This window comes from Sinorhizobium meliloti (genome assembly GCF_017876815.1).
Taxonomy (GTDB): domain Bacteria; phylum Pseudomonadota; class Alphaproteobacteria; order Rhizobiales; family Rhizobiaceae; genus Sinorhizobium; species Sinorhizobium meliloti.
In genome coordinates this window covers 2,868,599-2,890,037 of the sequence record NZ_JAGIOS010000001.1, presented here as the reverse complement: position 1 = coordinate 2,890,037, position 21,439 = coordinate 2,868,599, and the positions used below count along the sequence as shown (strand labels likewise).

Genomic DNA, 21,439 nt, shown 5'->3' with positions numbered 1-21,439 from the left:
CTCCTCAGAACGGAAGGTCGTCATCGCTGATAGGCGGCGACGGCTGTTTCGGCGGGGATGGATTGCGGATGGAGGTGGCCACGTCAGCGCAAGCGTAGTAGCCGGCGCCCCGCGCTTCTTCTGTCCACTCGGAGCAGACGCAGGCTTGACTGAAATAGTCCGCCACGGAGGCGCAGCGCTCGCGCTCGGCGAGGATGGCCTTGGCGATCTCCTCGATCGACGCTTTGCGAAGCCCGGCTGCACCGCCACAGGACTCGGCGCAATTGCAGAGAAGGTTATCCAGCGCCTCTTCGGCTGCCTTCATGATGTCTTCGGGGATGATCTGGGCGTCAGCACTCATGCCGAGACCCCTTCGATGGGGCGTGCGCCGAAGATGTCGGGCCGCAGCAAATGCCGCGAAACTCCGGTGATCCTTTCAACTTCCAAAACGCGCGTCGGAGGGACCTTGTCCCACTGCAACACGGCAGAAGGCGTGATCTTAAGCCGACGCGCCAGTTCGCTGGCGCTGCCTGCCTGCTTGAAAACCAGGGTGAGTGGGAGGGGTTCTGTGCTCATGCCTGATTATAAGCATAACTAGAAAATATATTCAAGCAAAACTTTTATAGACGATATGGGGTTCCATAACTCACATGCTGGCTATGGACACGAAGGAAAAAGCCAAGATTGTGGGTGCAGCAATCAAGCGGGCGCGAAAACAGCGCGGCCTGGTTATGCGGCAACTCGCCGAACACCTCGGCGTGCACGTTGCAGCGATCGGAAACTACGAGAGCGGCAAGAACCTGCCCTCGACCGAGAACCTGATCGCGCTCTCCGATTTCCTTCGCGTCGATCAGGGCGCGCTTAGCCACGGCGAAGTCGTCAGCCTAACAGATGAGCCGCTCGCAGATGCCGAGCGCGTGACCGACCCTGCCCCGCCGCCTTCCGGTCCCTTGGATATTGAAGTCCTCGGAACCACAGCCGGTGGCGACGATGGTGATTTCAGGTTCAACGGTGAACGCCAAGGCTTCGTTCGCCGGCCGCCCGGGCTGATCGGCGTGGTGAAGGCTTTCGCACTTCATACGATCAGCGACAGCATGGTGCCGCGCTATTTCCCCGGCGAGCTCATATACGTTGGCGGCCGAGAGCCAGTACCTGGCGACCACATCGTGATTGAGCTTTTCCCCGAGAATGAAGGGGAAGTCGGGAAATCCTACATCAAGTACTTCGTTCGGCGGACTGCATCCGAGATCATCGTCAGCCAGTACAACCCGCCAAAGGAACTGACGTTCAACCGGTACGCCGTGAAGGCGCTATGGCGCGTGATACCTCTGGCAGAACTTCTCGGCTATTGAGGATATGCGCTTCCACTCGAACGCGCGCTCTCTCGCTCACAAATAGGGCTTGGACGGAAATGCTCTTCCCCGGCAGCCCGTCTTCCTGACAGGCGGAGCAAGTAAGCCGGGCCGACAGTTTCGCCAGCGGCGTCCCGCCGAAAATGCCAGGAAAGCGCAATAACTGGCCGACTTGCCACCAGCGCGCCCTCCCACAATCTGAACACTCGACAGACACGGACGCCACATCTCCCAAGAGTGGCTCGCTCGTAGGCAGCCTCATTCCTTTCTCCTTTGTTCACGTCTTGTTCTCACAATTGATTCTTTTTGCCGAAGAGTCGAGAGGCGTTTTCTAGTTTTGCTTTAAAGTTTTGCTTGAATCGGTTTTCTAGTTGTGCTTATATCCTTTTACAGCAGGACGCTGACGAGAGGACGAAGCAATGGCGATGGTTACCCGATACAGGATTGAAGATGAGGTCGGCCGGGTCCTTACCAACGAATATTTCTTCTCCCACGAAGTCGACGACGCTCTGCAGTTCCGTCGCGAAGACGAGGCTCTCGAAGAAGCCGCCGCATTCCCCGGGACGACCGTCGAGCGCTTCGAACGCTATTCGACCTTCCCCGATTTCTTCCTCTCCGAAGCCGTCTCGGTCGAGCGGAGCGCAGCATGAGCCGGCGTCGGGTGAAGCTTCACGAGCTGTACCGGGAAATTGAAGCGCTCGGCGGCGCTGACGAATGCGCCGACGACGAAGCATACAACGATGCAATCGACGACGTGCTGGCGATCCTCCGGGCATCGGGCTTCGGAGAGGGCTTCTACATTGACCAGCGCGAATACGAGAACCGCGCCCGCGTCTCGGTTGCCGCACAGATGGAGGCAGCCCAATGAAGGACTGCCCCGCCTCCGAGTTCGGCTGCACCTGCAACCGCTGCGCTGTCGATCGCGACGACGATCTTGAAGCGCTCAAGCAGTTCAACCGCGCAAGCTACTCACTCGCCATGTCCCTGATCTTCCTGGCTGCCGTTCTCGGCGTGCTTGCGGCCGGCCTTTGGAATGCCGACCGGGTTCAGGAACTCGTCGCCCACGAAAGGAACATCTGATGGCCATGCCCGACCTTGACTACAACCTTCATCGCCAGACCGAGGCGGCAAAGTCGCTTCTGTCCAGCCTTCGCGACCAAGGCGTTGACGATGACGCCGAACTGGTCGCTGACGCGATCGAGGGCGAAACCAACCTCCTCGAGGCTATCGAAGCTGCCGTCGCCCAGATCGACGAGTGCGACGTCCTCATCACCGGCTTGAAAGCCAAGGAAGAGGAATTCGAGACCCGCCGCAAGTCGATCGAGCGACGCGCCGAGCGCGTTCGGGCTCTGATCGAACAGGCGATGCTCGCCACCGATCAAACCTCGCTAAAGCTGCCTACAGCCACCCTGTCGCTCACGAAGCGCGCGCCCGGCCTGATCGTCAACAGCGAAGCGGACATCCCTTCCCGGTTCTTCGTCGAGCAGGAGCGCCCCGCGCCGAAGCTGGACAAGAAGGCCTTAGCCGCCGCGATCAAAGCCGGCGAGCAAGTGCCCGGCGCAAACCTCGACAACGGCAGCATCTCTCTTTCCGTCCGGAGGAAGTAATCCATGAACGCCATCACGAAATTCGACCTGTCGCCGCGCCAGATCGCGCTGGTTCAGCAGACCGTCGCCAAAGACTGCAACGCCGAAGAGTTCAACCTCTTCATGGAGGTTGCCCGGGCAAAGGGCCTCGATCCGTTCCTCGGCCAGATCATTCCGATGGTCTTCTCCAAGAACAACGCTAACAAGCGGAAGATGACGATCATCATCAGCCGCGACGGCCAGCGCGTCATTGCGCAGCGCTGCGGCGACTACCGGCCGGCGAGCAAGCCAGCCACGTATGAGCTCGACGCCTCGCTCAAGAGCCCGCTCAACCCCCAGGGCATCGTATCCGCCACCGTCTATCTCTGGAAGCAGGACCCAAAGTCTGGCGAATGGTACGAGGTCGCCGGCCAGTCGTATTGGGAGGAGTTCGCCCCGATCAAAGATGAATGGGCGGAGAACGAAAAGACCGGCAAAAACTACAAGACCGGCAAGCAGACGCTGGATGACTCCGGCAACTGGTGCCGGATGCCCCGCCTCATGATCGCCAAGTGCGCCGAGATGCAGGCGTTGCGCGCCGGCTGGCCGGAGCAGTTCACCGGTCTCTATGACGAAGCGGAAATGGATCGGGCGAAGATCATCGACTTGACCGCGTCCGAGATTGTCGAGCACGAGCGCGAGGAAAACCGCCTCAAAGCCGTCGGCGCCTCCAATTCCATCACGATCACCTGGGGCGACAATTGGGCGCTTGAAAATGTGCCCGTCGGCGAATTCTTCGACCGGGCTTGCGAGTTCATCGAAAAGGAGCCGCCGGCAAAAGTAGCGAAATGGCGGGACGCCAACCGCGAGCCACTGAAAATGTTCTGGTCGAAGCATCCGGGCGATGCGCTCGAACTGAAGAGGCGGCTTGAAGCCGCAATTGCGCGGCCGGCGGCAAAAGGCCCGTCTGATGCCGAGCTCCGCAGCCATCCGCTGATGGCGGGCTGACATGAGCGGCCCGGTCCTCTTGCAGTGGAACGGCGAGGCCTTCCAGCCGGCGAACCGGCATTGGGCCCGCGAATGCGACAAGCGTTTCGTGGTCGGCGAGTTCTATACGCTCGCCGAGCACAACGACCGCAGTATGAATTCTCACCGGCACTATTTCGCCGCGGTGAACGATGCCTGGCGCAATCTGCCGGAACAGTATTCCGGCCTGCCCTTCGCCGAATCCGCCGAGCACCTGCGTGCCTATGCGCTGATCCGGACCGGCTACTGCGATGCTCATACGATCGTCTGCAGCACGAAGGCCGAGGCGATGCGGCTAGCCGCCTTCATCCGTCCGATCGACGCCTTCTCCGTCGTCGACGTGAAGGAGGCGACCGTCACTCGGTACGTGGCAAAGAGCCAGTCCATGAAGGCCATGGGCAAGCAGGATTTCCAGGAAAGCAAAACGGCCGTTCTCGACTTCCTCGACGATCTGATCGGGGTTGAGCGCGGCACCACACAACGAAACGCGGGAGCCGCAGCATGACCGAGAACGCCCGTCTTTTGCCTGGAAGCATGTCCGAAGTGGACGCGCTAACCTGCGACGATCCGATCACGAGCCTTATCGCTCGTATGTCCGTCTCCACCGTTCATGAGAGTTTGGTCAAGTTCGTCAACTCGGAGATCCAGCGCCCGGGCGCGAATGTCGATCACATGCTCATCGGCATCGCCGCGTACATGATGCAGATGCATGCGAGCTTCGCCGCGACCTTTGTCGATGCTGACCGCGCCGACGATGTTGTCGCGCAGTTCCAAGCCGTCTTTGACCGGACGTACCGCGAGCACTTCGTCGACAGCGCGAAGGAGTTGGCGGCATGAGCGATTTACCTAACAAGGCCGATTTCATCGCTGACGAGAGGCCCGGAGAATATGAGGCCACCTTCTCGGTGCGCGGCACGATCCGCGTGACAATCAAGGCGGGAAGCTTGGAGAAGGCCAGAGCAAAGGCCGACGCGATGACCCAAGACGAGGAATTCGGATTGGAACTCGACGAGGCTGATGACGTCTCTGTCAATTGGGTCGGCAGGCCGCTCCCCATGTTCCTCGTCACCCGCGACGGCAAGAAGATGAAGGTGAGCCGTCTTCAGCCCGGGGACGTTCCTCGCCAACCCGATGAGCGAGGCTTCTGAGATGGCCGACCAGACCCTGATTTCTTGGGCAGACATGACGTTCAACCCGTGGGTAGGATGCACTCGCGTCTCCCCGGCTTGCGACGGCTGCTATGCCGCTCACCTTATGGAAACGCGTATGGGTCGCGTGAAGTGGGGCGGACCAGGCGTCGGCTCCGGCACCCGCGAGCGGACGAGCGCGGCGAACTGGCGAAAGCCGATCGCATGGAACAAGAAGGCTGCCGCCGATGGCCGCCGCCCGTTCGTGTTCTGCTCGTCGCTCGCCGACGTATTCGACAACGAGGTGCCCGCCGATTGGCGCTTTGACCTTTTCACGCTGATCGAGGCCACGCCGAATCTGGTTTGGCTTCTGCTCACGAAGCGTCCACAGAACATCGTCAAGATGGTCAAGGCCGTTGGCTTCATGCCGAAGAACATCGCCTTCGGCACCACCATCGAGGATCGCGAGCGGGCAACAAAGAACCTCGCGTCGCTCGTCGTCGCCGCAGGCCTACGCCCGCTCTTCCTGTTTGCCAGTTGCGAACCGCTGCTCGGTGATCTTGGCGACCTTTCTCCTTGGATGACGGGCGACCCTCATACTCAACGCCGGTTGGAAGGCGAGCGTTTCGAGCGCGGTATCAAGATCGGCGCAGATGGCTGGGCGAAATTGCCGGCTGTCGGTTGGTGGATCACCGGAGGCGAAACGGACCAGGGCAGCCACAAGGCTCGCCCAACTCATCCCGATTGGTTCCGCAATATCCGCGACCAGGCGCTGGCGCATGGGCTCGCCTACCACCACAAGCAAAACGGCGAGTGGATCGCGGCAACCGAAGAGCACGAATACGACACATCGCGAGGCAATGCCGGCAAACCACCGGCTTTCATCGTGGCCACGGATGGCACGGTTCATTGCTTCGACAACAAGCACGCCGTCGGCGGCATCCCAATGATCAAGATCGGCAAGAAGCTATCCGGCCGCGAACTGGACGGAGTGACGCATGATGCATTCCCGGAGGTAGCATGATGACCGACCGCCCTATTCTCTTCTCCGGCCCGATGGTCCGTGCGCTGCTCGACGGCCGCAAGACGCAGACGCGTCGGCTTTGCAAAGACCTGTCGCCGCCAGGCGTGACGATCATCCGGAAGACTATCCGGCCGTTTGGCAAAGAGCCGTACCACGCATTCGAGCGCCGCACGAAATTCGGCAACTTCGGAGGCGAAGTTCCGGTGAAGATAAGCCGTGGCGACCGTCTGTGGGTAAAGGAAACTCATGCCCGCGTCGGCGACAACGGCGACGACCATATGGCCTGTCCAGATCTGACAAGGCTCGTCTACTACCGAGCCGATGACGTGCAGCCGGAGCTTTCGCGCTGGCGTCCGTCGATCTTCATGCGCAGGCAGGATTCGCGCCTCACGCTTCTCGTCACCGACGTTCGCGTCGAGCGGCTGCAGGACATCAGCGAGAACGACGCTGAAGCGGAGGGTGTCGAACGCGATAGTGATGGGTGGCGTGATTACCTCATGCCGCAAACCCAATGCTGCGCCTCTGCGGTAGATAGCTACCGAACGCTATGGACAGCATCAACGGCAAAGGCGCATGGGACGCCAACCCTTGGGTTGCCGCCTACACCTTCACGGTCATCAAGCAGAACATCGACCAGATCGAGAAGGTGGCCGCATGATTGCGTCGCTGCGCCTTTTCCAGACCTTAGGTTTGATCCCCGGGGCTATTCTTGCCGGCACCTTGCGTCGGCTTCCCCCGCCCTTTGGACTTGCCGCTTCGTGCGGGATCATCGACTTCTTCGGTACCGGATCCGCCCTGCCGGTCCGGCAACGGAACCGGTTCGAAATCCATATCCGGTGGCACAGTCGTCCGTCGGGATGGCGTATGCTGTTCGGTAGGTTTGCCGTCTTTGGGATCACTCATGGTCGGAGTCCTTTCGTGTCGCGGCTTCAACCGCCCGCGTTCAGTAAGGTTCCGCGCAACTCGGAGAGTGCATAGTGGCCTATCGCATCGCCAATTCCATCCGCCCGGATCCGACGCCCAAGCGCAAGCCGGCGAAGAGCAATAACTACCTGGCATTCATCCATGAACTGCCCTGCTGCGTTTCGGGCCGGTACGGCGTCGAGGCTGCGCACCTGTCTTGCGCGGCTCCTCGGTACGGCCACTACGGTCGCGGCAAGGGCAGCAAGGTTTCCGACCGCTGGGTTCTGCCTCTTCATCCGGACGAGCACCGCCGTCAGCACGGCATGAGCGAAGAGCGGTTCTGGCGCGCGGCCCGCATCAACCCGCACGTGCTCGCCCTCACCATACACGGCCTCTGGACCGATATGGGCGAGGATGCGGCGCCATTCGCAACTGCCATCATCAATCGGACGTTGGCCGACGCCGGCGCGCTCCGGTCGAGGGACGAAGCATGACTGAGAAACTGACGCTTGCCCAACGTGTGGTCAGGGCCGTTTGCGAGCTCGGCGATACTACTGCCCCGGAACATCCCGACTCCCTGCTGGTCAAGGCAGGCGATCTGGAATCGATCATAGACAACCATCTAGAACGGTGGCTTCTGACCGTCTACGACGCTCCACAAAAGAGGGAGGAAGGCGCTTCCACCCCTCCCGCAGCGGCGAATTCCCCGATCACGCCAATTGTCAACAAGAACGGCAGTGGAACGAACAGTGAAACGCCGGAAAAAACCTGCCCAAATGACCCTAAAAGTGGCTCTAAAAACTGGAACATCGCCCCCGCCGATACGGACGGCGCGCAGAGCGAAGCCGAGGCATTCGACACGATCGTTGCCGCCCGCAAAGCCTACGTTGATGCGGTAGCTGCTTACAACGCTCGCTTTGAGTTCGTTCGCGCGGAACGGGAGCGTGGCAACTGGCTCAATGTCGATCCCGAATATGCCGCGATGTCGGAAGCTCAATCTGCATTCTATTGCACAGTCCAGGAGCTTGCCGATGCCGCCATCCGCCAGCGCGCCGAGGAGAAGCCATGATCCCCGACCTGACCAACGCCACCCCCGCCACGCGCGAATACTACGCTCTTCCCGAGGAGATCCGCACGGTAGCAAAGGCTATAGCCGGTCCGCCTCGGCCGATGACCCATATCGAAGTCCTGTTGGCGATCGGGACGGCGATCGCAAATGAGCGGGAAGCGGCGAAGAGAGGCGAAAGATGAGAGAACGTCGCCAATCCCTCGTTCCCCCAGGCAGCTGGCCGCCTCGCATGTCCGCTGACATGGCTGCCGGGTATTGCGGGGAAAAGCATGTCGAAGATTTCCTCGAGCGCGTCGGAACGACCTATCCGAACCCGCGCATCGTTGACAGCACGCGACGGAAGTTCTGGTATCGTGAGGATCTGGACCGGGCGATGAACCTCGGCACATCGACGATGTCCTCAGGATTGGGAGCGAAGTTCCGTGAAAAGATCAGGGAAAAGCGGAACGGTGGAACTGCCTAAGCACGTGCACCGCGTCATCAAGCGACGCGCCAACGGTTCGCAAACCGTCTACACCTTCTACACAAGGTTTCGGAACACCAAGGAGGCGTGGCCGTCGATCGCCCTTCCGGAACCGCTCGAGAAGGAGTTCTCCGAACGCCTGTCGATCTGTGAAGCCATGGCCCGCGATGAGAAGGGCTTTCTGCTGGACGGCAAGCGGCTACCGGACCTGAAGAGCAAAGAGTTTTGGCCCGAGGCCACGAAGGCACACGAAGCATTCATCCGCCGTGGCCGCCAGGGCATCAAGGATTTCAAGGCGCTCGTCGAAGCCTTCCAGAGCGAGACCAACCCCTTCTGGACCAAGCTGGCGGCTTCCACCCAGCGCGGCTACCGAACATCTGGCGACATCATTAAGGAGACATGGGGAGACGACCTTCCCGTCGACTTGACGACGGTCGACGCGCAGGACGCGATAGACGCCCTCGGAGAGACGCCGGCGAAGGCAAACCAGTTCCGAGCATTCCTGTCCCGCCTGATGGCGTGGGGCGCCTCCCGCGGCTACTGCAAGACCAACGTCGTGGAGATGACGGAAAAGATACCTGGCGGAGAACCGTGGGTGCCGTGGCCGAACTGGGCTTTTGAGATCCTGCTGGAGCACGCACCGTTCCATATGCAGATGATCGCCATGTCGGCATTCTTCACCGGGCAGCGCCAGGGCGATGTGCTGGCTATGACGAAGCCGAAGGCCGGCGAGAACACGATCGCCGTTCGTGCGCAGAAGACGGGAAACACAGTTTGGATTCCGATCCACTTCGCCTATCGGAAATGGATCGATCGCGTGCCGACGTCCGATAGCGTGATGCTGCACGCCGGCGCTCGCGCCACGTCATACAAGAGCCCCGACGGTTTCCGGACCGAATGGCAGAAGCTCATGGCGAAGGACGCGTTCAAGCCGTTCCGAGAAAACCGGATCGTCTTCCACGGTCTGCGCAAGAACGCTGTGATCAATCTGCTGGAGGTTGGCTGCACCGAGAACCAGGTCGGAGCGATCTGCAACATGTCGGCGCAGATGGTGCAGCACTACGGCCGAGAGGTGGCTTTGAGGAGCCTGGCGAAGGACGCGATGAAGCTCATGGAAGCACGCTGGAGCGAGATCGAGCCGGCGGCTTTCAGGAACAAGAACGGAACGTGAATTGGAAACCGTTTCCAATTTCTTGGAAACCAGCTGTCCGGAAATACCGGACAACTTGGAAATTCTACAATGATTTCAAGAGGTTTTTGGTGGGTGATCACGGGCTCGAACCGTGGACCCGCTGATTAAGAGTCAGCTGCTCTACCAACTGAGCTAATCACCCGACCGGAACCGCTTCGCAGCGGTCTGGTGGGGCGTATAATGGCGTTCGCCGGGCTTGTCCAGCGCCCTTTGCAAGTTTTCTGCAAAAATTTCAGCGCAGTGCATTCGTGCGTCCTTCGTGCCGCCACTTCAGACCGCCAGCTCCCCTTCGGCAACTTTTACGGCATGGCCGCCTATCCGCGCGCCCGCGATCTTGCCCTCCGCTATGTCCAGATGCAGATGAATGAAGGAAGGGCGGCCCATTTCCACGCCCTGCTCGATCAGCATCGGATGATGGCCGTCGACCAGGCCGTCGAAGAAGTTGATGGCGCCGGAAAGAGCGGCCACGGCCGAGCCGGTCGCCGGGTCCTCGGCGAGGCCCATGCCCGGGGCGAACATCCGGGCATGAAAGCGGGCTGTATGGTTGATGCCGCCGCGACAGTAGAGATAGGCTGCCGCGAGCCGGCCTTCGGCAAGGGGTGCCAAGTGCTCCCAGCGCTGCGGATCGAATTCCACCGAAGCCGCCGCGCCGACGTCGCGAAGGGGTATCATGACGAAGGGAACGCCGGCGCTCCAGAACGACGGAACATGATTTTCAAAGCCGACCTGCGTCGTCTTGAGCGCAAGCGCGTCGGCGATCTCCTGCCGGTCCAACTGCGCGTGGAGCCGGATCGGTTTGCGCGGCAGGTCGAATTCGGCGAAGGTCGCCGCTCCCGGCTTCAGCCTGACGGCAGCGCGGACCGGCCCCACGCTTTCCTCCAGCACCTGCATCAGTTCGAGCGCACTGTTGGCCTCCCCGTAGGCCGCTTCCGCAATTGCTACGGCCGCTCCGACCGTCGGGTGCCCGGCGAAGGGCAGTTCGTGTGCCGGCGTGAATATCCGGAGGCGGGCGGAATGGGCGGCGTTGCCGGGCCGCAGGATGAAGACCGTTTCGGAAAGGTTGAACTCCTGGGCGATAGCCTGCATGGCTTCCTCGGCAAGCCCCTCGGCTTCGAACACCACGGCAAGAGGATTGCCCGCCAGCCGCCTTTCGGTAAAGACATCGTAGATCGCGTAACGCCGTGCCATACATGTCCCCTTATTGGTCCGGGTCGCTGTGGGTTAGGTTCGGGTAGCGCGGTGTTACGAAGATCCCCTCTGCCGACGCCGCGACGTCGGGTGCAAAACTCTGCGGTGCCGCACCGCTCGCGACCTTGCAACGCCAGCGCCCCGGCGGCAAGGCAAAATGCCGCGGCAGCGTTCCTTCACGCCGTCTGCTGCCCGCGGACACGCGCAAAAAGCCATTCGAGTATGGGTGGAATGAACTCCGGATAATTATGTGCGGCCGGCTCCGGCCCGCGGATCGCCACCGCCTCGTCGATCTCGGGATGGGGATCGGCAGCGACATGCGCCGCCACCCGCGCAAGGATTTCCTCCGCCGTGGCCGCCAAACGGAAAACGCGGAAAACGGTAAGGGTGCCATCCATGCGGATGGCGTGCCAGCCCGGTTCTGCGATCGCCTCGGAAAGCGAGATGCCGGTTTCCTCCATGACCTCGCGCGCGATGTTGCGGGCGACATCGCAGCGCCCGTCGATGATGTCCTCAGGCTCCAGCGAACCGCCTGGGCTGTAGACCCGCCCCGGATTGGCCGTATGCGCACCCATGCGGATAGCGATCAAGGCACCGTCCGAAGAGACGAGCATCGGCATGCCAAAGATATGGCTCGCGCCCGCCGCCCTCGTTTTCCGCCACCAGAGAAAGGTCGAATAGGGAACGATATGGGCACGCGCGCTGATGCGCCCGTCTGTGATCCGGACCGATCTCTGCAGTACCATCCTGCCGTCGAATAGGTGTGGGTTCGCGGCGATTTCCCGCCCCCAGCTTTCGCGCGCCCGCTCCGCCTCTGCCAGATGGAACGGGTGAGGCTCGGGCGAGACCTCTATATCGATTTCAGCGACCGGAAAGATCGTCCCGTCGAGAGGCCATTGCGCCTGGTCGGTTTCGGGCAAGGTCATCTTCAAATGTCCAGGGTCATCACGACAGGGCAGTGGTCGGAGGCCTTCGGCCGGTCCCAGCCGGTGCGCGGATAACGCTCGACCTCCTGCCCCGCGGGAAAGATCGTGCGATAGGGCTGCCCGGCACGGATGATTTCAGGCAGCCGGGCCGCGTTGCGGCGCGCCAGCTCCGGCGACAGCCAGATATAGTCGAGCTGGCAGAGATGCCGATCTTCCGGCCCCCTGCTGTGGAAGAGCGTCCATCGGTCGAGGACCGGCCGGCGCAGATTGGGATTTTCGACAAAACCGTCGTGGCTGAGGACGTCGAGCGCGCTGGTCGTCTCCTCATGCGGCAAGAATTCATAGCCGTTGCGCCTGTCGCCCAGCACCTTCACCTTCTCCTGATAATCGTTCATGTCGCCACAGATCGCGAAGACTTTGTCGGCCGTATGTCCACGGCCGAAGCGGCGTTCGATGATATGGCGCACAGCCTTCACCTCCGCGATACGCACGGCCATCGTCGCCTGGCGGCCGTCGAGACCCTCGCGCGCCGGCCCCATGGACTTGAGATGCACGACATAGAGGGTCAGCGGCCGCCCGCCGATTCTCACGTCCACTTCGAGGCAATCGCGTTTGAAGATGCGGTCGCGGGGCCGGTTCGTAAGTGCCAGCTCGTCGTTGAAAAGGTCGAGATCCTCATAGGTGAGCGCAGCGTGGCTCTTGACCTCCAGGCACTCGATCTTCTGGCCGTCACGGGTCTCCTCCCGCATCAGCACGGCGACATCTATGCCGCGGGAGTCGTTGCCCTCGACCAGGTATTTCTGGCGATAGCCGTTGCCGGCCATGCGGAACAGATAGCCATACTCGAAGGCCTGCAGTGCCGCCATGTTGTCGGCCTCCTGCAGGCAGAGAATATCGGCGTCGCAATCGGCAATCGCCAGCGCCGACATCTGCCGGGTGTCATCCGTGTGCGCGATCGTGCGCGCCTCTTCCAGACGTTGGTATTCCGCCTCGCTGCGAACGTCGAAGAGCCGCAACACCCGATCCTGCTTGAGCTGATTGCGAAAGCCGGAGAAATCGAAACGGCTCATGAGGTTTTCGATATTGAAGGTGGCAAGGCGAAGCGACATCAGGGGCAATTCCACATTGAATTGCCGCGGAGATTAGAGCGGGACGAGCAAGAGTGTAAAGCTGCAGATTGTGCCGCGCGCGAGCCCTCCGGAGCGTAGCCGTCCGCCAGAGAGTGAAAGTTGCGATGAACCCGTGCGCGGCCTTGGCCGCTATCTTCTTACCGCCACCACCTGGGCCCGGCTGAAATAAGACAATTGCACGCGGCCCGACTGGTTCCCGCCGATAAGACGTGCGGTCGATTTGGACATCTGCGACAGGACGCCGACGTGATAGCTCCGTCCGGCTCTGACGACGACGACGTCGCCGGGGCGTGCGTAGGACAGCTTGACGGGAGCACCGAACCTCAGCCACGAGCGGGCGATGCCATAGCTCTTCGGTGGCTGCCGGCCGGACTTCCGGGCAACCATTCCCATGAAATGGCCGCACCATGGCGTACGGGCCGGATTGATGCCGAGAGCGGCGCGCAGGCGCCTGTTGTTTTTCACCTCGTGCAGCCCGGCATATTGCTGCGCCTGGGTCAGCATTCCCGCTGATGCGGTGTCGGGTGACGTAAGCGCAAGAAATGCTGCAGTCAGAAGCGCGACAACCTTCATGAGTTGGTCTCCCTCACAGCGCTACGGTCCAATCAGACGCAAAAGTCGCCGTAGCACCTGGTTTTGCTGCCTGTTTCCGGATCGACTGCGATCCGGCGACATGCAGCCGGCGCGGACGGCGTCATGCCGGCCTTCGCCTGCCTCTTCGTTTCCCGTCCACCGCAAGAAGTTCGCCCCTTCCGCAGACGCGCATATGCACGCGCCGAGCCGCTCCGCATTCGGGAATGCGTCCCGATCGCGGATGAAGAATGCTCCGGAATCAAAGGGCTAGAGCGTCCTTGAACGAGGCGTGCAGCAAACGGCCGCGCCCGGCGCCCGTTAAAGGCTCCAAGCCCGCATGCCTGAATCGCTGCACGGTCCGCCCGTAAGCAGTACCGTGTCGACAGCCGTCAAGGCTGCACCACGCCTTCGTCACAAAGCACGAAGGACTCTCTAGCGCTTTGAGGCTGCACATGGCCGGCCCCCGAAAATCGAATATGGATTTTCAGCCCGGTGTTGCAGCCGGCCCGCGAATTGCAATGGCCGTGCCCCCAACCTGATGGCGGTCGCTTTGCGAGAGTTCGAAATTCCCCTGCCAGCCGGTGGTTAGCAGGCGAAAACTTGCCGGTTAGGTGAAGCGAAATTGTGGCAAGGACCGCTTCTCTTGCGCAAATGGCGCAAATTTCTTCGCCGATTCGCTACTGTGACCCAGGAATGGCGCGTTTTTGCCGGTCGCTGGGCGGCTGTTTGACGATTATCCTGCGCCCCGCCGGCCTTGCCAATGGAGGGCTGGCATCGCTGCTTTCAGGGTCAGCGCACTAAACGGATGGCGCCCGGATAATTGAAGTGGGTATTTGCAAGCTCCTTGCTGCAATCCATCTTGAAGGTACTGTTGCCGATCAGCGTGATTTCCTGTGCGATCAATCTGATGCACTCACCGCTGGTCGTGCCATTGCCGGCATATTGGAGTTCGCCGGCGTCGGGGAAATAGACGATTCCCGTCAGCGAGGATTTGCTGTTGCCGTTGATGACGGCTGATGCGGTGTTGCCGTGCTCTGCAACGATCGAGAAGCCGGCCCAACTGCCCTCGAGCGAGGGCGAGATATTGAAGGTGGCGCCTCCGTTGATCCTGACCTCCGCATCGTTCATCAGAAAGAAGGTCACGCCCTGGCCGCTGACGACCGTCTGGCTGCCGAGTTCGAGCCGGCCACCATCGATGATGTAATTGCCCGGCTGGAGTGCGACGGCTCCTTTCAGATCCAGGCCGCCATAGGTGCCGGGTTTCAGCGTCACCACATAGCCGTCGGCATTTTTGGGTGTCTTTCCGGTGCCGTTGCAATCGCCGTTGCCGCCGCCTCCGGCGACGAAGGCCTGGCCGCAGCCGGAAAGATCCGTCCAGCCCGAAGGTTTGGGGAGCGCCTTGCTCGCAAACGGATCGGGTATGCGCGGCGACCCTTCCACGGCGGCCTCGCAGGCGAGCTGTACCGCCTGCGGCGAGCTGTAGATGCCGCCCGCTGCGTAAAGACATTCGGCCTTGAGCTTGCCTGAGCCGCCGATATAGACCGACTGATCGTCACCGGAGTTCGAAAGGACCGCGCATCCCGTCAGATCGGCAATCGCGCTGCCGCTGACCTCGAATGCCCGGTCTGCCGTGTGATGAAGAGCAAGAATGCAGGCCTCGGCCCCGGACGCGCGTGCCGCAACCGCCAGGCGCCGGATCTGCAGCGGGAGGCGCTCGAGGAAGAGCGGATTGTGGTCCAGCACGAACTCTGCGGTAGCGGTATCTTCATTCACATTGCGCGTGAACTTTACGGACAATGCCTGCGTGGACGGTTCCGTGGCGACGGCCAGCGCGTCGACGACGCTCTCCTGCGGCAACGCATAATTGCTCCAGAAGAACTTTTGCGCCGCGTCGTAGGCGTCGTCCTCGGTGGCACCCTCGCCATAGGCTCGGACCGAGCCGAGCGCGGCCGCATCGAGGGCGCTCTGGATTTTCTCCGCCTCGAAGTAAGCCCCGGCGAAGTCGATCGCCAGCGCAGCCGCACCGATGATCGGAACGAATGCGATCGCGCCAAGAACGGCGAAGTTGCCGTCCCTGTCGCGCACCAGCCTTCTCAAATGCAGGCGGAACGTCGCGGCCCTCATAGCCTTCCCTCTCAGCAGCCCCACCGCAACACATAAGCATTAACTAATTTTGAGACCGTTACGAAACACGTTCGGCTTTTATGAAATCTTTACAAAAGGCGGGATTCCCGGAGGCGCCCGGGGTGTAACGCTCTTCAAGCCGCCTCTTGCGCAAGAATCGGTCGTAGTTCGTAACAAATCGCCCTGAAAAGTTACTGGACCAAGGCCACCGATCTCGTCAAAAATAGCGGTGCAATCAGGGAAATGATTTCAGTAGCAATTTAGATCGGAGCTCGCTTCAGGGTGAACTCCGATTGCGAGGATGTACCCGGTCGAGCTCGCGGCGGCCCCCGGGCGGAGAGTGATGGATATGCCCGGTGCGTTTGGCACCCGGGCGTGATATTGCCGCCGGGAATATAGAGAGATTGAAGTTTTCGCCGCAATCTACCAGGACCCGCTCGCTGACGGCGGGCCCTGTTTTTGTATGGCGCTGTATCAGATGAACATTCGCGCGTCATATCGGCGGCGCCGTTGCACCGCCGCAGCAAGCGCGTCAGCCGTAGAGATATTCGGGCAGCCAGAGCGTCATGCCCGGCCAGATATACATCATGATCATGCAGAGAATGACGATCAGCATGTAAGGCATCATGCCCGCGAATATCTGGTTGAGGGTCACCTGCGGCGGCGACACCCCCTTGAGATAGTAGGCCGACATCGCAACCGGCGGCGACAGGAACGCAGCCTGCAAATTGACGAAGACGAGCACGCCCCAGAGGATCGGGTCGATGTCGAAATGATGGAGCATCGGCAGGAAGATCGGCACGAAGATGATGATGATCTCGGTCCACTCGAGCGGCCAGCCGAGAATGAAGATGATCGCCTGCGACAGGATCATGAACTGCACCGGGGTGAGGTTCAGCGCGAGAACCCATTGCTCCACCAGAGCCTGTCCACCGAGGATCGCGAAAACGGCGGAGAAAAGCGCCGACCCGACGAACAGCCAGCAGACCATGGCGGTCGTCTTGGCGGTCAGGAACACCGCTTCCTTGGTGCGCTGCCAGTCAAGCGTCCGCGCCTGGAGCGCCAGCAAGAAGGCACCGGCCGCGCCGACTGCGGCGGATTCCGTCGCAGTGGTGATGCCGAACAGGATCACCCCGAGCACCACCACCGTCAGGATTGCGAGCGGCATGACTGAGGAAACGAGGAGCTTCACCACCTGCAGCCGTTCGGCCGTCATGTTGCGATAGTAGCGCAGGAGCGCGAAGACGGCGACCGCGGCGGCGAGGCCGAACCAGACGTAGAAGCTCGTCGCAGGGCCGTCAGCCGTCGCAGGCCCTGCATCCGCAAGCGGCGCGCCGAGCTCTTCCAGCCCCTCCGGCGCTTCGGTCGCGGCGGCCTGTTGATGAATGACGACATACCACCAGAGAAGACCGAGCGTGGACGCCGTCAGCAGAAGCGGAACGAACGCCGCAGCAAGGTTCTTGACGAGTTTCCAATAGGTGAGCCGTCCCTCCCCCGCCTTGATCCCGAGCGCGCGTGACGGCGAAACGAGAGCGACGAGAAGACCGGCGAGCATGTTGGATGAATAGACCTCTGCGAAATGCTTCATCCATGGCGGCACCGGTACGCGCGTCTGTTCCTCCGGCAGCCGCGGCGCGATCTTCGGATTGAGCATCGCCCAGCCGAGGACATAGGCGAGATAGAGGAGCGCCAGAAAGAAGCCGGGAAACATCGTCGCCGCATAGAGCTTGACCACCGACTGGCCGGCCACCGCCGCATAGACGATGATCATCACCGAAGGAGGAATCAGGATGCCCAGCGTTCCTCCGGCGGTGATGACGCCCGAGGCAAGCTTCACATCGTAACCGGCCCGCAGCATCGGGTTCATGGCGATCACCCCCATCAGCACAACCACGGCGCCGACAAGGCCGCTGGCTATGCCCCAGAAAGTGCAGACGATGAGCGTCGTCACCGCGAGCGATGCCGGAACGCGCCGGAATGACAGCTGGATGCTGTAGAACATCTTGTCGACCAGCGCGCCCCGCTCCATCACGTAGCCCATCAGCACGAAAAGCGGGATGGAGATCAGCACGTCATTGGTCATGGCGCCGTAGGTGCGCTGGACCATGAGATCGAAGACGCGATTGTCGATCCAGGGTTCCACCGGATTGTAGAAGGCGTAGAAACCGAACAGCATTCCGAGACCCATGAGGGTGAAGGCCGTCGGAAATCCCATCATGATCACGACCACGATGAGGCCCAGCATCGTCAAGCCAAGGAATGGTTCACTCACCGCTCTCCCCCTCCGAGGCCGCGCTGCCGGGCCGCCCTGTCGATGTCCTGCGCGCGTTCGATGGCAGCCTCGCGCGTTTCCTCGTCCAGATGCTCGCTATGGGCAAGCTGCTCGGCTACGACGTCGATCTCTTCGACGTCCTTAAGCCGCGCCGGCCACGCCCCGGTTCTGAGACAGACGATGCAGCGCAGGATCTCCGCCAGTCCCTGAAGAATGACGAGCGCGCCTGCGATCGGAATGACCGTCTTGAAGTAGTAGATCGGCGGCCCTTCAGCCGTGACTGTCGAGTGCTCGCCGATCCGCCATGACAATGCGGCGTAGTCGTAGCCTGCATAGATGAGGGCGGCGATGCCGGGCAGGAAGAAGAAGATGTAAAGGATGAGGTCGAGCGCCGCCTGCGTGCGCGGCTTCAACGAGCTGTAGATGAAATCACCGCGCACATGCGCGTTCTGCGCCAGCGCATAGGCGCCCGCCAGCATGAAGAGGCTGCCGTAGAGCATGTTGCTGGCATCGAATATCCATGCGGTCGGCATGTTCAGGATGTAGCGTTTGAAGACTTCACCGCAGACCAGCACCATCAGACCGATGATCAGCCACGCGGCCGCCTTGCCGGTCCAGACGCTGATGGCGTCGATCCTCATGAGCAGATGCTGAACGTTCACGCGCACCCCCGGGATGGCCAGGTCCTGACCGCACATCACCGGCCCCGCGCCGGTGATGTGCGGGATCGGGATGAAGTCAGAGCGACTTGGCGACCCCGTCTCGCCCGAAATAGTGGTCGAAGGCCATCCGCCGGTTGACGACGGTATCCTGCTCCCAGCGTGTCGCGCGTTCGGCAAAGGCGATCTGGGACTGCAGAACCTCCTTGAACACCGGATTTTCCGCAGATTTCTTCTTCACCACCTCGTCATAGACTTCGAGTTGCCGCTTCAGGATCGCTTCGGGCGTCTTGTAGAACTTGACCTGATCGGCCGTCTGCATCTCGCGATAATCCGTGGAGTAGCGGTCGATCGCCTTCCAGGCCATGTCCGCCGACGCCGCGTCCACCGCATTGCTTATGATTGCCTTCATTTGGTCCGGCAGGCCGTCGAACTTTCCTTTGTTGAACAGGATCTCGAATGTCTCGGCATTCTGATGATAGCCCTGCAGCATGCAGACCTTGGAGACGTCGGGAAAGCCGAGCAGGCGATCGGATGAGGCGTTGTTGAATTCCGCCGCATCGAGCAGGCCGCGGTCGAGTGCGGCGACGATCTCGCCGCCCGGAAGAGCGTTGACTGCCGCACCAAGCCCGGTGAACACATCGATCGAGATACCGACGGTGCGGAACTTCAGTCCCTGCAGATCCTCGGCCTTGGCGACCGGTTTCTTGAACCAGCCCAGCGGCTGTGTCGGCATGGGCCCGTAGGGAAACGACACGACATTGGCGCCGATCGACTCGTAGAGCTTGGCGAGCAGGTCCCTGCCGCCGCCATATTTGTGCCAGGCCAGCATCATGTTGGCATCCATGGCGAAGCCGGGCCCCGATCCCCACAGCGCCAGTGCAGTCTGCTTGCCGTAGTGATAGACCATCACGCCGTGGCCGCCATCGAGCGTTCCTTCGGAAACCGCATCGAGCAGTCCGAATGCCGGCACGACGGCACCGGCCGGAAGCACCTCGATCTTGAGGTCGCCACCGGTCATGTCGTTGACCTTCTTTGCGAAGTCGAGCGCGAACTCGTGAAAGATGTCCTTGGACGGCCAGGTGCTTTGCCAGCGCATGCTGACCGGCCCTTGTGCCCTCACGATACTTGGCGCTGCAGCCATGGCCGCCCCGGCCGCTGCAGCGCCGCGCAGGAATCTGCGGCGCGATGTCCCCCCGCTTTCGGCTCTGTGTTTCATGTTTTCCTCCCAAGGCTGCGCGCGAACTCCCTCCCGTCTTGGGAGCGGATTTTTTCGCGGGCATTCACAATCGCTGAAGAGGCACAAGCATCGTCTGGAGACGCGCTGCGCCCCGTTTTTTTCTTGCTGCAGGAGAGAATACTCCCGAATGCGGCCCCTCGCAAAGATTGCAGGGAACGAGCCGAGAACGCTGCCGATCGGATGCGGAAGGGAATAGTATGACACGGCGTTCCGTCTCACTGCGAGAACAGCCGATCTCTTCCGGAGGGCATAGGGATGACTACCGTTCCGCGAAACCTGATCGTCATCACCATGGCCGGTGCGCTTATGGCGGGCTGCGCCGGCGTTTCGGCGCAAAAAGCGGCCCGTACGACGGGCGTTGTCGGCTATGGCCCGAATCCGAACTTGCCGAAGCCCAACCCTACGGTGATCCCGACCGTCAACATCGCCGACGCAAAAGGCTGGCAGGAAGGCGCCACGCCGACGCCGGCAAAAGGGCTGAAGGTGAACGCCTTTGCTGCGGGCCTCGATCACCCGCGCTGGCTGCATGTGCTGCCGAACGGTGACGTGCTCGTGGCCGAAACCAATGCACCGGCCAAGCACGACGAAGGCTTCAGCCTCAAGAAGGCATTCATGAAGCTGGCGATGAAGCGAGCGGGCGCCGCGGCGACAAGCGCCAACCGGATCACGCTCCTGCGCGATACCGACGGCGACGGTATCGCCGATCTTCGCAGGACCTTCGCCGAAGGTCTCAACGCGCCCTTCGGCATGACGCTCTCAGAGGGCAAGCTCTATGTCGCCAATACCGACGCGCTCGTCGCGTTCCCCTATTCCCGCGGCCAGACGCGCCTGGGCACGCCGGAAAAGATCATCGATCTGCCGGCGGGAAATCTCAATCATCACTGGACGAAAGACGTGATCGCGAGCCCGGACGGACGAAAGCTCTATGTCACCGTCGGCTCCAACAGCAATGTCGGGGAAAACGGCATGGCTGCGGAAAAATATCGCGCCGCCGTCCTGGAGGTGGACAAGGCAAGCCGCCGCACCCGGGTCTTCGCTTCGGGCCTGCGCAATCCCAATGGTCTGTCCTGGAACCCGGAAAGCGGCGAGCTCTGGGTCGCCGTCAACGAGCGGGACGAGCTCGGCGACGATCTCGTGCCGGACTACATGACCTCCGTCAGGGACGGCGCCTTCTATGGCTGGCCCTACAGCTACTTCGGTCAGAACGTCGATGCGCGCATCAAGCCGCCGCGCCCGGATCTCGTAGCGAAGGCGGTAAAACCCGACTACGCTCTTGGTTCGCACACCGCTTCGCTGGGGCTGACATTCTCCGAAGGCGCATCGCTCGGGCGCGCCTATGCCAACGGCGCCTTCGTAGGCCAGCACGGCTCCTGGAACCGCAGCGTGCACAGCGGCTACAAGGTGATCTTCGTGCCCTTCGCCAACGGCAAGCCGAACGGCCGGCCGCGAGACGTCCTCGCCGGCTTTGTCGGCCGGGACGGCAAGGCGATGGGCCGGCCGGTCGGCGTTGCGATCGACAGGCGCGGCGCCCTGCTCGTCGCCGACGATGTCGGCAATGTCATCTGGCGCGTCAGCCGAAGATAGCGGTTTTCGCCCCGATAGACTTGCCGCTTCCCCATTGCTACTC

The 21,439-nt window shown here is 61.5% G+C and carries 27 protein-coding genes, 1 tRNA gene and 1 pseudogene; 17 read left to right on the top strand and 12 right to left on the bottom strand.

What is annotated here, in order from left to right; genetic code table 11:
• Nucleotides 1–4: 4 nt before the first annotated feature.
• Nucleotides 5–340 carry a hypothetical protein gene (locus tag JOH52_RS13850; protein ID WP_017267219.1) on the bottom strand — a complete coding sequence of 112 codons (336 nt, stop codon included), beginning with the start codon at nt 338–340 and terminating at the stop codon, nt 5–7.
• Nucleotides 337–555 (bottom strand): transcriptional regulator, encoded by a 219-nt coding sequence (locus JOH52_RS13845; RefSeq protein ID WP_003528115.1) that lies wholly within the window; start codon nt 553–555, stop codon nt 337–339. The genes JOH52_RS13850 and JOH52_RS13845 overlap by 4 nt, the downstream gene beginning before the upstream one ends.
• 83 nt (nt 556–638) lie before the next feature.
• On the opposite strand from JOH52_RS13845, the gene JOH52_RS13840 reads away from it, so the two are divergent.
• The 11 genes and pseudogenes from JOH52_RS13840 (at nt 639) to JOH52_RS36495 (ending at nt 6,731) form a co-directional block, all read left to right on the top strand.
• Nucleotides 639–1,331: an XRE family transcriptional regulator gene (locus JOH52_RS13840; protein WP_017273102.1), complete on the top strand. Its 693-nt coding sequence runs from the start codon at nt 639–641 to the stop codon at nt 1,329–1,331.
• A gap of 419 nt (nt 1,332–1,750) precedes the next feature.
• Nucleotides 1,751–1,981, top strand: coding sequence for a hypothetical protein (locus tag JOH52_RS13835; protein WP_017267217.1), 231 nt, complete (start codon nt 1,751–1,753; stop codon nt 1,979–1,981).
• Entirely contained in the window at nt 1,978–2,199 is a 222-nt protein-coding gene (locus JOH52_RS13830) for a hypothetical protein (RefSeq protein WP_017267216.1), read from the top strand. Before JOH52_RS13835 ends, JOH52_RS13830 begins: the two co-directional genes overlap by 4 nt.
• Entirely contained in the window at nt 2,196–2,411 is a 216-nt protein-coding gene (locus tag JOH52_RS13825; protein WP_017267215.1) for a hypothetical protein, read from the top strand. The genes JOH52_RS13830 and JOH52_RS13825 overlap by 4 nt, the downstream gene beginning before the upstream one ends.
• Entirely contained in the window at nt 2,411–2,938 is a 528-nt protein-coding gene (locus JOH52_RS13820; RefSeq protein ID WP_017267214.1) for a siphovirus Gp157 family protein, read from the top strand. Before JOH52_RS13825 ends, JOH52_RS13820 begins: the two co-directional genes overlap by 1 nt.
• A gap of 3 nt (nt 2,939–2,941) precedes the next feature.
• Nucleotides 2,942–3,904, top strand: coding sequence for a phage recombination protein Bet (bet, locus tag JOH52_RS13815; RefSeq protein ID WP_017267213.1), 963 nt, complete (start codon nt 2,942–2,944; stop codon nt 3,902–3,904).
• Between the two features lies 1 nt (nt 3,905).
• Entirely contained in the window at nt 3,906–4,427 is a 522-nt protein-coding gene (locus JOH52_RS13810) for a hypothetical protein (RefSeq protein WP_003528100.1), read from the top strand.
• Nucleotides 4,424–4,759: a hypothetical protein gene (locus JOH52_RS13805; RefSeq protein WP_017267212.1), complete on the top strand. Its 336-nt coding sequence runs from the start codon at nt 4,424–4,426 to the stop codon at nt 4,757–4,759. Before JOH52_RS13810 ends, JOH52_RS13805 begins: the two co-directional genes overlap by 4 nt.
• Nucleotides 4,756–5,070, top strand: a complete 315-nt coding sequence (locus JOH52_RS13800) for a hypothetical protein (RefSeq protein ID WP_017267211.1) — start codon at nt 4,756–4,758, stop codon at nt 5,068–5,070. Before JOH52_RS13805 ends, JOH52_RS13800 begins: the two co-directional genes overlap by 4 nt.
• Before the next feature lies 1 nt (nt 5,071).
• Nucleotides 5,072–6,073, top strand: coding sequence for a DUF5131 family protein (locus JOH52_RS13795; RefSeq protein WP_017267210.1), 1,002 nt, complete (start codon nt 5,072–5,074; stop codon nt 6,071–6,073).
• Nucleotides 6,073–6,731: pseudogene (locus tag JOH52_RS36495) on the top strand (hypothetical protein). The gene JOH52_RS13795 and the pseudogene JOH52_RS36495 overlap by 1 nt, the downstream one beginning before the upstream one ends.
• 26 nt (nt 6,732–6,757) lie before the next feature.
• On the opposite strand, the gene JOH52_RS36125 reads toward JOH52_RS36495, so the two are convergent.
• On the bottom strand, nt 6,758–6,976 hold the full coding sequence (locus JOH52_RS36125) for a hypothetical protein (RefSeq protein ID WP_017267208.1): 219 nt from the start codon (nt 6,974–6,976) through the stop codon (nt 6,758–6,760).
• A gap of 74 nt (nt 6,977–7,050) precedes the next feature.
• Between JOH52_RS36125 and JOH52_RS13785 the strand changes: the two genes are divergently transcribed.
• From JOH52_RS13785 to JOH52_RS13765, 5 genes are read left to right on the top strand one after another with little or no spacing between them, the layout of a single operon-like run.
• Nucleotides 7,051–7,470 carry a DUF968 domain-containing protein gene (locus JOH52_RS13785; protein ID WP_017267207.1) on the top strand — a complete coding sequence of 140 codons (420 nt, stop codon included), beginning with the start codon at nt 7,051–7,053 and terminating at the stop codon, nt 7,468–7,470.
• Nucleotides 7,467–8,045: a hypothetical protein gene (locus JOH52_RS13780; protein ID WP_017267206.1), complete on the top strand. Its 579-nt coding sequence runs from the start codon at nt 7,467–7,469 to the stop codon at nt 8,043–8,045. Before JOH52_RS13785 ends, JOH52_RS13780 begins: the two co-directional genes overlap by 4 nt.
• Entirely contained in the window at nt 8,042–8,227 is a 186-nt protein-coding gene (locus tag JOH52_RS13775; protein ID WP_017267205.1) for a hypothetical protein, read from the top strand. The genes JOH52_RS13780 and JOH52_RS13775 overlap by 4 nt, the downstream gene beginning before the upstream one ends.
• A gap of 47 nt (nt 8,228–8,274) precedes the next feature.
• On the top strand, nt 8,275–8,508 hold the full coding sequence (locus JOH52_RS13770) for a hypothetical protein (protein WP_017267204.1): 234 nt from the start codon (nt 8,275–8,277) through the stop codon (nt 8,506–8,508).
• On the top strand, nt 8,495–9,679 hold the full coding sequence (locus tag JOH52_RS13765; RefSeq protein WP_017267203.1) for a site-specific integrase: 1,185 nt from the start codon (nt 8,495–8,497) through the stop codon (nt 9,677–9,679). Before JOH52_RS13770 ends, JOH52_RS13765 begins: the two co-directional genes overlap by 14 nt.
• Nucleotides 9,680–9,766: 87 nt before the next feature.
• Here JOH52_RS13765 and JOH52_RS13760 read toward each other — a convergent pair.
• The 9 genes from JOH52_RS13760 to JOH52_RS13720 form a co-directional block, all read right to left on the bottom strand.
• Nucleotides 9,767–9,842, bottom strand: a tRNA-Lys gene (locus JOH52_RS13760).
• A gap of 128 nt (nt 9,843–9,970) precedes the next feature.
• Nucleotides 9,971–10,888 carry a PhzF family phenazine biosynthesis protein gene (locus JOH52_RS13755; protein ID WP_003530005.1) on the bottom strand — a complete coding sequence of 306 codons (918 nt, stop codon included), beginning with the start codon at nt 10,886–10,888 and terminating at the stop codon, nt 9,971–9,973.
• Nucleotides 10,889–11,064: 176 nt separating this feature from the next.
• Entirely contained in the window at nt 11,065–11,814 is a 750-nt protein-coding gene (locus JOH52_RS13750; protein ID WP_010969660.1) for an NUDIX hydrolase, read from the bottom strand.
• 2 nt (nt 11,815–11,816) lie between these two features.
• Complete coding sequence (locus JOH52_RS13745; protein WP_003530001.1) at nt 11,817–12,923, bottom strand: endonuclease/exonuclease/phosphatase family protein; 1,107 nt, start codon at nt 12,921–12,923, stop codon at nt 11,817–11,819.
• A 150-nt stretch (nt 12,924–13,073) separates the two neighbouring features.
• Nucleotides 13,074–13,517 carry an NlpC/P60 family protein gene (locus JOH52_RS13740; RefSeq protein WP_003529999.1) on the bottom strand — a complete coding sequence of 148 codons (444 nt, stop codon included), beginning with the start codon at nt 13,515–13,517 and terminating at the stop codon, nt 13,074–13,076.
• A gap of 789 nt (nt 13,518–14,306) precedes the next feature.
• On the bottom strand, nt 14,307–15,641 hold the full coding sequence (locus JOH52_RS13735) for a TadE/TadG family type IV pilus assembly protein (RefSeq protein WP_010969662.1): 1,335 nt from the start codon (nt 15,639–15,641) through the stop codon (nt 14,307–14,309).
• A 532-nt stretch (nt 15,642–16,173) separates the two neighbouring features.
• Nucleotides 16,174–17,913, bottom strand: coding sequence for a TRAP transporter large permease (locus JOH52_RS13730; protein WP_003529994.1), 1,740 nt, complete (start codon nt 17,911–17,913; stop codon nt 16,174–16,176).
• The gene (locus JOH52_RS13725) at nt 17,910–18,611 is read right to left on the bottom strand and encodes a TRAP transporter small permease subunit (RefSeq protein WP_003529993.1); all 702 of its coding nucleotides are present in this window, start codon (nt 18,609–18,611) and stop codon (nt 17,910–17,912) included. The genes JOH52_RS13730 and JOH52_RS13725 overlap by 4 nt, the downstream gene beginning before the upstream one ends.
• A gap of 40 nt (nt 18,612–18,651) precedes the next feature.
• Entirely contained in the window at nt 18,652–19,791 is a 1,140-nt protein-coding gene (locus JOH52_RS13720) for a TRAP transporter substrate-binding protein (protein WP_010969663.1), read from the bottom strand.
• Nucleotides 19,792–20,067: 276 nt separating this feature from the next.
• Between JOH52_RS13720 and JOH52_RS13715 the strand changes: the two genes are divergently transcribed.
• On the top strand, nt 20,068–21,396 hold the full coding sequence (locus JOH52_RS13715; RefSeq protein ID WP_010969664.1) for a PQQ-dependent sugar dehydrogenase: 1,329 nt from the start codon (nt 20,068–20,070) through the stop codon (nt 21,394–21,396).
• The last annotated feature ends 43 nt before the right edge of the window (nt 21,397–21,439 follow it).